The organism is Pseudoalteromonas sp. T1lg21 (assembly GCF_002964625.1).
In the GTDB taxonomy this organism is placed as follows: Bacteria; Pseudomonadota; Gammaproteobacteria; order Enterobacterales; family Alteromonadaceae; genus Pseudoalteromonas; species Pseudoalteromonas gelatinilytica.
On sequence record NZ_PQBX01000006.1, the window covers coordinates 105,289 to 117,287 of the forward strand.

6 protein-coding genes are annotated in these 11,999 nt (G+C 42.8%); 4 read left to right on the top strand and 2 right to left on the bottom strand.

Translation table 11 applies throughout. The annotated features are described in order from the left end of the window. Positions 1–47: 47 nt before the first annotated feature. Positions 48–2,912 carry an FAD-binding and (Fe-S)-binding domain-containing protein gene (locus tag C2M25_RS05105; protein WP_105180598.1) on the top strand — a complete coding sequence of 955 codons (2,865 nt, stop codon included), beginning with the start codon at positions 48–50 and terminating at the stop codon, positions 2,910–2,912. 54 nt (positions 2,913–2,966) lie between these two features. Here C2M25_RS05105 and C2M25_RS05110 read toward each other — a convergent pair whose 3' ends face one another. Then, positions 2,967–4,154 carry an acyltransferase family protein gene (locus tag C2M25_RS05110; protein ID WP_105180599.1) on the bottom strand — a complete coding sequence of 396 codons (1,188 nt, stop codon included), beginning with the start codon at positions 4,152–4,154 and terminating at the stop codon, positions 2,967–2,969. A 372-nt stretch (positions 4,155–4,526) separates the two neighbouring features. Between C2M25_RS05110 and C2M25_RS05115 the strand changes: the two genes are divergently transcribed. Continuing rightward, entirely contained in the window at positions 4,527–6,140 is a 1,614-nt protein-coding gene (locus tag C2M25_RS05115; protein WP_234003535.1) for a sensor domain-containing diguanylate cyclase, read from the top strand. Between the two features lie 52 nt (positions 6,141–6,192). After that, a complete protein-coding gene (locus tag C2M25_RS05120) occupies positions 6,193–6,894 on the top strand; it encodes a M15 family metallopeptidase (protein ID WP_105180601.1) in 702 nt (233 codons plus the stop codon). A 249-nt stretch (positions 6,895–7,143) separates the two neighbouring features. Here C2M25_RS05120 and C2M25_RS05125 read toward each other — a convergent pair whose 3' ends face one another. Further along, a complete protein-coding gene (locus C2M25_RS05125) occupies positions 7,144–7,638 on the bottom strand; it encodes a hypothetical protein (RefSeq protein ID WP_105180602.1) in 495 nt (164 codons plus the stop codon). A gap of 127 nt (positions 7,639–7,765) precedes the next feature. Here C2M25_RS05125 and C2M25_RS05130 point away from each other — a divergent pair, with 127 nt between their 5' ends. Further along, positions 7,766–11,779, top strand: a complete 4,014-nt coding sequence (locus C2M25_RS05130) for a rhombosortase-dependent M36 family metallopeptidase (RefSeq protein ID WP_105180603.1) — start codon at positions 7,766–7,768, stop codon at positions 11,777–11,779. Positions 11,780–11,999: the final 220 nt, after the last annotated feature.

Consider the following 11,999-nt stretch of genomic DNA (forward strand, 5'->3'; position numbering starts at 1 on the left):
ATATATTCCATAATCATCAGCGTAAATATGACAAGCCTGGGGGCGAGATGGCTTTAACTCGATTACACGCATTTAAACAGCAAATTAAACCTTTTTTACCAGAGTCAGCATTAATAGAAGATTACTCGCGCCGTTATGCGTACGGAACAGACGCCAGCTTTTATCGATTAATCCCTGAGTTAATTGTATTAGTGAGCAATCAAAATCAAGCACGACAAGTGATCATTGCTGCCAACGAGCAACAGGTACCCATCACATTTCGCGCCGCCGGAACGAGTTTATCTGGGCAAGCAATTACCGACTCTGTATTGGTTTTACTTTGCGATAGTTGGAGCAAGTTTGAAATCCTTGATGACGCTGAGGCAATACGCTTACAACCGGCGATCATTGGTGCTCGAGTAAATCAAGTATTAGCCCCGTTTGGTAAAAAGATTGGCCCAGATCCCGCTTCAATTAATAGCTGCAAAATAGCGGGGATGGCGGCAAATAATTCATCAGGCATGTGTTGTGGAGTGGCGCAAAACAGCTACCACACAGTAAAAGATATGACCCTCATTTTTGCCGATGGCACAGTGCTTAATACGGCTGATAGCCAAAGCTGTAATGCCTTTTTGCAAAGCCATAGCCCTTGGGTTGATGAGCTAATGAGCCTAGTTGATAGCATAAAGCAAAACCCTGATTTGAGTGAGCGCATCGCCCATAAATATCGTTTAAAAAATACCACAGGCTATGGTCTAAACGCGCTGCTGGATTTTTCTGATCCAATCGAAATCATTAAGCACCTCATTATTGGCTCTGAAGGTACGTTAGCTTTTATCGCCGATATCACCTACCACACTGTGGTTGAGCATAAGTACAAACACACAGGTTTCTTTATTTTTGACGATATCAGCAAGGTGTGTGAGTTGGTACAAAGGCTGAGTGAGCTTGATGTTGCTGCTGTTGAGCTACTAGATAAACGTGCTCTGATGTCGGTGTCCGAGCATGCCATCATGCCAAAAGAAGTGGCCAGCTACCCTGAGCAATCAGCGGCACTGCTAATTGAGTTAAGAGCTGAAAATGCACAGGCTCTCGATGCGCTCACAAAGAGCACTGAGCAACTTCTTGCCGAGTTTAAGCAAAGTCAACTGGCAGCGATTGAGTTTTCAGCAGACAGCGCCCGTAATGCGGCACTTTGGAATATCCGTAAAGGTACGTTTCCTGCGGTTGGCGCAGTGCGCGAAACTGGCACTACTGTGATAATTGAGGATGTTGCCTTTGCTCTTGATAAATTAGCTGAGGGCGTGAATGCGCTGCATCAATTATTTATTAAATATGCTTATGATGAAGCCATTATTTTTGGCCATGCCCTTGCCGGAAATTTACACTTTGTATTCACCCAAGCTTTTGATACACCAGAGCAAGTAAGCCGATACGAGCAATTTATGGCTGATGTGGCGAACTTAGTGGCGGTTGAACTAAAAGGGTCATTAAAAGCTGAGCATGGTACAGGGCGTAACATGGCGCCGTTTGTTGCCACCGAATGGGGAGACGACGGCTTTGCGGTGATGGTTGCGCTTAAAGCTTTATTCGATAAACAAAATATTCTTAACCCTGGGGTTATTATTAATCACGACAAAAATGCTCACACTCAGCATTTAAAAGTCATGCCAAAAAGTGATGATATTATCGATACTTGTATTGAATGTGGCTTTTGCGAAGTTGTTTGCCCATCAAAAGGACTTAGCTTAACACCGAGGCAGCGTATTACTTTATGGCGACACCGCACAGAGCTACACAATCAATTGCTAACAACCGATGATGTAGCAAGCAAACAGAAGTTAAATCAAAAGCTCAGTGTTATCGAGGCCGACTTTAAATACCTTGGAATTGATACGTGCGCGGCAACGGGTCTTTGCGGTCTTAAATGCCCGGTGGGGATTAACACGGGCGAATTTATAAAATCGCTCAGAGCAAAGCAAGCCTCATCAAGCAAGGTTGCGCGGTCATTATCACGCTTTGCTAGCAAGCATTTTGCGGTTGTTGCTACGGGTGCACGGTTTGGTTTAACCGTGATGCAGGTGCTCGAAAAAGCAATCGGCAGCAGTAACCTAAGAAGCCTGAGTAAACCTGCTAATAAGTTGCTTGGTACACCACTGTATTACTCGGCATGGCCAAGAGCTGAGCAACCAATTAATAGAAAGCTTCAACAACCCCAACAAGCGAAAAAGTTGGTGTATATGCCAAGCTGCGCAAGCCGGATTTTTGCGGCTGATAAACTTGCCGATGATAAGCGCCCACTGTTAGATGTTATTTATTCACTCGCTGCCAAAGCTGGCTATGAAGTGCTACTTCCTAAACAGGCAGATTCACTTTGTTGCGGTATGCCATTTGCTAGCAAAGGCTTTAATAAAGAGTCTAAAAATAAAAGTGAGCAGTTACTTACCGAGCTCGAGGCGCTTTCAAATAATGGCCAATACCCCATTGTTTTTGATGCCAGCCCCTGTGCACTTACTACTCTTAATGCCGCGCAAAATACGGCACTCAAAATTTATGAAAGTGCTGATTTTGCAGCTCTGCATTTACTGCCTAATTTGCAGGTAAGCCCCGTGAATGAGCCTGTGATGCTCCATGTTACTTGTAGTTCTAAGCGATTAGGTAAAGAGCAAAGCCTAGTATCACTTGCCAAGGCATGTAGTAATGAGGTGATTATTCCAGCTGATATTGAGTGCTGTGGTTTTGCCGGTGATAAGGGCTTTAACTTACCAGAACTCAATAGCAACGCGTTAAAAACCCTTAAACAACAAGTACCAAAAAACTGTAATCGCGGCGTGTCTAATAGCCGCAGTTGCGAAATTGGTTTAACTGAACACAGTGGCATTAGTTATCAATCAATTTTGTATCTGCTCGATAAACAAAGCCATGCAATATAACAGAGCTTAATTGCTAATTTGATGAGCCAGTTACTGGCTCATCTATTTCAAAGCCTACACTTTCCAAAAAATGCCTTTCCGGTAGCAGCTGTACATCACACCATAAGACACCACTAAAAACAGCAGTGAAAAGCTAAAAGAAGCGAGGTGATCATTGCTGATCACTAATTGTATTAGGCCATAAATACTGCCTTTTAAACTGCTATCGCCAAGCGGGATCATAATTAGTAGCCGTGCAAACACGCCTGCAAACATAAAAAATAATATCGCATTCGCACCAAATACAATAAACGGAGCGCTCCAGCTACGCAGCTTATAAATATCTAAAATAGCACTGCACAGAGCATAGAAAATCGCTGCAAGCCCTGAACTTAGTAGCACATAGCTCGGCGTCCATAACGCTTTATTGATAGGCGTTATTGGTGCAATCGCATAGCTGGCAATAACGGCAAATGTGCCCAGTAAGATAAGTGTACGGGCTTGTTTATTAAGGTCGGGTTGCTTAGTTAAATAAACCGCAGTCAACATGCCGCTAAGCGCACTTGCAATGGCAGGCAGTGTTGAGAATAGCCCTTCAGGGTCAAATGGCAGTGGCTTAGCATTGGCATAATACAGGTGATGGCTACCAAGTACGGCATTGTCTATGAAGGCACTTAAGTTATTGCCATGTAACCATAAGCCACTGACTACCTCGCCGTTTGGCAAGGTATACGGAATATAAAGCATGGCGGCGCCATAAAATAATAAAAGAGCGATGCAAGTAATGGCTATTTTCTTAGGCGATAAATAGAGATAACAACACAGAGCAACTAAATACACCAAACCGATACGTTGCAGCACGCCCAACACACGCAACTGCAATAACTTGTCATCAAGCCAGCTAAAAGAAGGGTCTCGAAAGTTGTAATAAAACAAGGCTAAAAACCAACCGAGGGCAATGAGTTTAATGGTGCGAATAACCCCCGCTTTTAGTATTTTCTGATCACTGACCCTTTTAGCACGCAAGCTATTTACTGAAAGCGTGATAGACATGCCGACAATAAAAATAAAAAACGGAAAAATTAAGTCGGTGGGCGTCCAACCATGCCACTGTGCATGTTTCAAGGGCCAATACATCGCTCCCCAACTACCTGGGTTATTCACTAATATCATGGCGGTAATAGTCAAGCCCCGCATTACATCTAACGCCATGAGGCGATGTGAAGGGAGTTTATTGATGATTTCAGCACAGTGGTGACGCATAGGAAAACTTTATTGTTATTTTGTTTTTATAGTGTAATAAATTATTACATCAAAGCAAGCTGCTTTTCGAACAATATAAATCGTACGTATTAGCCGTTCTTTTAACTGTCTTAAGTTTATAGTTCATTAAATTCAATATGTTAAACCGCGAAGGTTGTTGGTAAGTGACTTTGATGTTGTTCATATTCAACGAGCGCTTGGTAGCTGAAGTTTTAAACAGAGTTACTTTAATTAATTAGAGTAATTGCACTCATTTGTTTGCGCTAAATCAAATTATGACAAAAGTTCTATAGAGGTACATAGAACATCTTGCTAGTATAAAGGTATTAGATGTACCCGATATGGACTTTGGGCCTGTATGTGAGAAATATCGTGCTTAATAGTCTTAGCCATGGTTTAAACCTACGCCGCTTAATTTTAGTGTTAGCGTTTTCTACAACGCTTATTACCTTTCTAAATAGTTATTACTCGAGCTATCAAGTTCAGAAGCAACAACTAATAGATAAAACCCTAAATAACCATAAAGCATACGCCGCTAAGTTGGTGTCGGCGACCGATAACTTTTTACTGACTGCTCAGCAACAGCTTGCCTATGTAGGTAAAATTCTAGAAGACGATTTTAATAATCAAGGCTTAATTAATTCTGAGGCAGACCGCCTAAGGCTACAAACCAATAGTTTTAATTCGACCATTATTGTTAATGCGCAGGGCGATATTTTAGGGGTATCACCAAAGTCATTGAAGCTACAAAACCGTAAAGTAGATAGCTTTGGCACTAAAGCCGCTTTGTCGTATCGTACTCCAATGATCAGCGAACCTTATATCTCGATGGCGGGCAATTTACTGATCTTTATATCGCAGCCTTTATTCGATAAACAAAGTAACTTCATTGGTTATATTGGCGGCACTTTGTACTTAAAACGTGCCAGTATTTTAAATGAATTGCTGCAAGTTCATTATTATCAAGATGGCTCTTATCTGTATGTGGTTGATGAAAACCATCGCTTACTCTATCACCCAGATAAAAGCCGTATTGGTGAGCAAGTGTTTGATAACCAAGTAATTGAAGAAGTACTAAAAGGAAACGCCGGCACCCAGCTTGTTACCAACAGCAAAGGCGTTGAGATGCTTGCAGGCTACGCTCCTATGACAGTTGCTCCATGGGGAGTCGTCACTCAGCGCCCTCTAGAAAGCACGCTTGCACCGCTTGATAATTTAATGTGGCAAGTGTTTATCAAAACCGCCCCAATAGGTGTACTCACATTTATATTGATTTGGGTGTTAGCACGTTTAATTGCTCAGCCTTTAAGGCAGTTAGCCGAAACTGCAAATACGTTAGATCGCCCTTCAACGTCACTTGAGCTGACACAAATTCGCTCATGGTACTTTGAAAGTAATGAGCTCAGAAAAGCCATGTTAAAAGGGGTCGGGCTATTACAAAGTAAAATAGGGCTATTGCGCCAAGAAGCGCAAACTGATCCCCTCACTTGCCTGCATAATCGCCGTAGCCTCGATATGCAAATTAGCCATTTGATAGCTCAACGTTGCCCTTTTGCTGTATTGGCTATCGACATCGATCACTTTAAACGGGTTAACGACGAGTTCGGTCATGACATTGGTGATGTGGTTCTACAGTCGTTAGCTAAAATTTTGTTAGATGTTACTCGTGATAGTGATGTGGTTGCTCGTACTGGTGGTGAAGAATTCATTGTGATTATGCCAAGAGTGGAAGCAAAACGTGCGTATCAGCTGGCTGAGCGTTTGCGTATGCGGGTGTCAGAAAGCTACATTGACCCGGTTGGCTGCATTAATGTATCAATTGGTATTTCGGGCTGGCCAATTGAGCAATTAAGCATTGATGAAGTATTTAAGCTTGCTGACCAAGCTTTATATCAAGCTAAAAAAACCGGTCGTAACCGCTCAGTTGTCGATGCCACATACAGCCAAGACCTTGCTCCAGTTTCTGAGCCTTCAATCTTGGAATAAGTTATTTAATGTGCAATAGTGGATGCTATTAAGTTATTTATGGAAAATCAAAATGGCATTCACTTTGTTGGCTCGTTTAACTAAATCCACTTCTTTGTTAGGTATTGCGCTTATGAGTGCAAGTACTGCTTATGCCAACCCAAGCGATGATAAACGTAGCGAATTTGTGGATGTAGGTGCTTTGCTACCGAATGCTGTGTTAGATATCCGTTATTTTGGTCATCACAACTTTGTTGGCAAACCAGTTGATGGTTACAACGCACCTAAATGTTTATTGCATAGCACTGCTGCTGCGGCTCTTAAAAATGTGCAAGTAGCAGCGCAAACCCAAGGTTTGAGCTTAAAAATATTTGATTGTTATCGCCCGCAGCGCGCCGTTGATCACTTTGTGCGTTGGGTTAACGATTTAGAAGATACCCGCACCAAAGCTGAGTTTTATCCAAACTTAGGCAAAGACAAGCTGCTTGGTGATTACATCGCCGCTAAGTCGGGTCACAGCCGTGGCTCAACGATTGATTTAACGTTAGTTGATGCAAAAGGCAAAGAGCTCGATATGGGCTCACCGTTTGATATGTTCGACACTCTTTCTAACACCGACGACCCGCGCATTAGTGCAGAGCAAAAAGCCAATCGATATAAACTTAAAAGCCTGATGACAGAGGCCGGTTTCGCCCCTTATTCAATGGAATGGTGGCATTTTACCTACCAACCGCAAGCATACCCCGCCACCTATTTTGATTTTGTGGTGGAGTAGTAAGTTAGCGAGTTACAAGGGGAAAGAGTAAAGTTAGCGAGAGTAAAGTTAGCGAGGTAGCAGCGATTTTACATCGCGTCCTAGAACCTAGGGCCTAGCCCCCAGAACCTGAAGACGCGGGATAAACCCGCTGCTACAAGTAGGCGTGAAACTTGTTTCGCGCGTCTGACGGCTGATAGCTGAAGGCTGACAGCTCCTGCTACAGGCTGACAGCTTCTTTACGTTGGGTTTCGCTGCGCTCTACCCAATCTACATCACCTCTTTTATCGGTGAATAATCAACTTTAATTTCAACAACATCGACGTTGGTATTTTGTTTAAAAGCGTTTTGTACTTTTAATAAATCAGTGTCTTTTTCAGCAAGGTAGCGATAGCTTTTGTTGGTCATTTTTTTCAGCGTATATTGGCTGCTAAGCTCTACTGGTAAGCTGTTTTCTTTTAGCGTTAAGTAAATTGCCCCAGTGGCGATGCCGCGCTCTTGCATTGCGTGATTAAAGACTTCTGTGCCTTTGGTTAAAGTAGGTGCATCAAAGGTAATTTTTTCACCATTATTACTAAAAGCATTCGTCGATTTTTGTTTGTTGATTTCGACTGCTTTTTTAACATCTTTAATTGAAATTTGTTCTTTTTGTGAACTGGTTGTTGGCTGTTGTACTGTATCTTGCTCGCTTATTTCATTTTTTTGACAGCCTGATACTAGTACCAATGCTAGTGTAAGTGCTTGTATCTTAATTGTTTGCTTCATTTTAATCCTGTTTGTCTGTTACTTTTGTTTACAATTAATTCTATTTTTTAATTGCTGTATTGGGTACATTGGACTTGGTTATGATTGTTAACCGAAAATAAAAATATAACAATAGGGAACGTAAGGAATGTCTCAATTCAAAGTAACAGCTGTTGCTACTATGGTAACGGCTATCTTGGCATCATCTCAAGTGCAAGCTAGTGAACAAACTCGCTTCTATAATGCCTCAAGCGTTAGCTCTCAAGTGCAATTCAACCCTCAAGTATCTCAGCAACGTGCATTAGCTGAGCGCAGAACTGTATCGGGTCACAAATCAATTTTCGATGAGCAGTTAGGTAAAGCTACGTTCTTATGGAATGCAGTTGGTCAAGCTAAACCTGATATGGCGATGGTGCTTCCTGAGCAACGCAATGCCTATGCTGCAGATTTTTATTTAAATGCCTTAACGGGTGTTAGCACTGCTAAAAAAGGCGTCTCAAACGCAGTATTAACGGATTTATCTGAGCAAAAGCTTGGTTCAATCACAGCTAAATATAAGCAAAAAGTACATGACATTGAAGTATTCAACCGTGAATACAACCTGATCATGGACAAAGAATATAACCTAGTTGCAGGTTCTGGCTATTTTGCTAACACAAGTTCAAATGCAACGCAGTCGTTCGCACCGCTTGCTGAATTTGTAGGTGCAGAGCAAAGCATTAAACGTGCAATTAAAGAACTTGCTGATATCGACGTGTCACTAACTAAGTCAACAGAACAAGGTGACTATGTTAAATACACTGTGTCTAACCAAAACGGTGACAAAGTTGTATTAGGTCAGCCTCGTGCTAAGAAAGTGTTCTTTGAAGTAGCGGGCGAGCTGCAATCTGCATACTATGTTGAAGTAGAAGTTGCTGATAAAAACAGCTTAGAAAGCGATTACTTCAGCTACGTTATCGGCGCGCAAAATAGCAAAGTTTATTTCAAGAAAGACTTAAAAGCACACGCGGCAGACTTTAACTACCGTGTATGGGCTGACGAAGATGGTTACCCGTGGGAAGGTCCACACGGCGATGTGATCCCAGCTGATGGCCCAGATCAAGTTGATGAAACTGAAATCCTAGATGCGCCACTTGTAAGCCTGTCTTACTACAAAAAATTAAGCACGATGGATCCGTGGCTTGCAGACGATGCAACAACAACATCAGGTAACAACGTATTTGCTTATGCTGATGTAATTGCACCTCAAGGTTACACAGAAGGTGACTTCACTGCTGAAACTACATCAGATTTCACATTCGATTATCCTTACCAAGTTGATCAAGTAGCAAACAGCTACGATAACCGTAAAGCTGCAATCGTAAACTTGTTCTATATGAACAACTTCTTACACGATTTCTTCTATGACCATGGTTTTGATGAAACATCAAATGTTGCGCAGGTATCTAACTACGGTCGTGGTGGTGTAGAAGGCGACCCAATCGAAGCGCAAGCGCAAGATAATAGTGGTTTAAACAACGCAAACATGTCTACGCCTGCTGACGGTGCAAGCCCTCGCATGCAAATGTATCTATACAACTCAAAAGACGCAAAAGTTGGCGTTGATTACGGTGTGGTTGTTACATCTGACGCAACGATTGGTCTTCTTGAATCATCAAAAGTATCTGGCTTTGGTCAAATGCAATTTGCTGATATCGCAGGCGAAGTTGTTCGTTTAGTTGATGGTAATAACGTTGATTCTGGTAGCGTAACAGACGGTTGTGAACCTGCAACAAATGCAGCAGAACTGGCTGGCAAAATTGCGCTAGTCGATCGTGGTTCTTGTAACTTCACAGCAAAAGTACTACACGCTCAAGAAGCGGGTGCAATTGGTGCTATCGTTGTAAACAACAACCCTGATACAGATGAACCAGCGCCAATGGGCGGTGAAGACGATGCAGTTATCATTCCTAACATGGGTCTGAACTATGCTGACGGCCACGCACTTTACGATGGTATCGCTGCAGGCGACACTGTAACTGTGAACATGTTCAATAAAGCAACGTTAAAAGACGGTACGCTAGATAACGGTATTATTGCTCACGAATGGGGTCACTATATCAGTAACCGTTTAGTGGGTAACTCATCAGGTCTTATCAACTTCCAAGGCCGTGCGATGGGCGAAGGTTGGGGTGATTTCCACTCTCTTATGTTTATTGCTAAAGCTGATGACATCAACATCGCAGGTAACGACAAGTTCCAAAAAGCATACGGTAGCGGTACTTTCGTAGAAGATTTCTACTATGGTATTCGTCGTGTTCCATATTCAACAAATATGGAAGTAAACCCGCTGTCTTTCCGTCATATTACCGAAGATGCAGGTGCTGATGTAGGTATTGCACCAACAAGTGTTGCTTCACCACACGCAGCAGGTGAAATTTGGGCAACTATGCTTTGGGAAAGCTATGTAGCACTTATTAACGAGCACGGCTTTGAAGATGCGCAAAACCGCATGGCTAACTACTTAGTTGCTGGTTACAAGCTAACTCCTGTTGCTCCGCTATATACTGAAGCACGTGATGCTATCTTAGCTGCAGCGTACGCAGTTGACCCTGAAGATTACAAACTAATCTTAGGTGCATTCGCTAAGCGTGGTATGGGCTTAGGTGCTAAAGCGCCAGAGCGTTTCAGTGAAGATTTAACAGGCGTTGTTGAATCAGACAAAATGAAACTTGCTAGCTTCACATTCAAAGATGTGGCAATGAATGCAAACTACAACGGTGCTGAATTAGGTTATTGTTCAAACGATAACGTGCTAGATAAAGGCGAAACAGGTACATTAACTGTTAGCATCATGAACACCGGTAGTGAAGTACTAACGGGTACACAAGCACAGTTAACAGTTGTTAGCGGTCACGATGTAACATTCGAAAATGATGGTTTAATCACATTCGACGATACAAATCCGTATGCTTCGCAAACAAGCGCGCCTATCACGTTTACACTAAATGATGCAGGCACTGCTGATACACTTGAAATTGAAGTGTCATTCCCAGAGCTGTCTGCAGATGATGAAATTGTTGAAGCTACAAGCGATACAGTATCTTACCTTGTGAACATGGACTTTGAAGATAAAGCACCAGTGAGCTCACAAACTGCTGACGATATGGAAGTAGCAGGTGCATCATTACGTGATTGGAAAGAAAACGTAATGACAGGTGACGACTTAGCAGTTGGCACACAAAGCATGGCAACGGGCGGTAATATCAACTTCTTTAACAGCTTTGGCTTTGGTCTTGGCGAGCAAACAATGTACCTAAACAACAATGACTTCCAGTCTGATGTTGCAGTTGAGTCAAGAGAGTTTGATATCGGTTTTGCGGGTGACTTTGAAGTTTCATTCTGGCACTTCTACCTAATCGAAAACGAATGGGATGGTGGTGTTGTAGAGATCAGCGTAAACGGCGGTAACTGGGTTGATGTTACTGAAATGGGCGGTACATTTGATGTTGGTTACGATGGCCCGTTAATCGAAAACGACGCGCAAGCACTACAAGATCGCGATACTTTCACAGGTAACAATGTGGATGGCAGCGGTGCTTACGGTAACTACGAAACAATTCGTTTCGGTACTGAACTAAACGGTAACCGTGCAAAATTACGTTTCCGTATGTCATCAGATAGTGCAGTACGTGAGTTCGGCTGGTGGATTGATAACGTAACTGTTAGCAATGTAACATCACCAATCTTCTCAAATGTAATTGCAGGTGATGCATTAGCATGTGATAACGCACTTCCATTAGTGTCTGTATCGGGTGATGCGTCTGTTTCTGAGTCTGCTTCAGGCACATTAACGGCAACAGCGTCAGACCGTAACAGTGATGACATGCTAAGCTACACCTGGACGCAACTAAGCGGCACAACAGCAACACTTACAGGTGCTGACACTGCAACTCTAGGCTTCACGCCAGGTGCTATCTCAAGCGATGACGAGTTAGTATTTGAAGTAACAGTAAGCGATGGTACAGACTCTGTATCAGAGCAGTTCACTGTTGCCGTAACTAACGAAGCTGAGCCAGTAGAAGAGAAGAAAGTAACTAAATCTAGCAACGGTAGCTTTGGTTTCTTAACACTACTACTTGCACCACTAGCGCTTATCGGCCGTCGCCGTAAACGTAAATAAGACTTTTAAATAGTGATAACAAAGCCCTTGCAGCTCGCTGCAAGGGCTTTTTTGTTTTTAAGTTAGCGAGGGAAAGTTAGCGAGGGAAAGTTAGCAAGGGGAAAGGGGAAAGGGGAAAGGGGAAAGGGNATAGGAGGTAGCAGCGATTTTACATCGCGTCCTAGAGCCTAGTACCTAGCGCCTGATGTTTCCCGCGTAGGACTGGCTTTAGCCGGGAATG

Excerpts from the sequence above, each read along its gene's own strand:
- C2M25_RS05110 (WP_105180599.1), bottom strand. The coding sequence starts at position 4,154 with ATGCGTCACCACTGTGCTGAAATCATCAATAAACTCCCTTCACATCGC.
- C2M25_RS05125 (WP_105180602.1), bottom strand. The coding sequence starts at position 7,638 with ATGAAGCAAACAATTAAGATACAAGCACTTACACTAGCATTGGTACTA.
- C2M25_RS05130 (WP_105180603.1), top strand. The coding sequence starts at position 7,766 with ATGTCTCAATTCAAAGTAACAGCTGTTGCTACTATGGTAACGGCTATC.
- C2M25_RS05120 (WP_105180601.1), top strand. The coding sequence starts at position 6,193 with ATGGCATTCACTTTGTTGGCTCGTTTAACTAAATCCACTTCTTTGTTA.
- C2M25_RS05105 (WP_105180598.1), top strand. The coding sequence starts at position 48 with ATGGCTTTAACTCGATTACACGCATTTAAACAGCAAATTAAACCTTTT.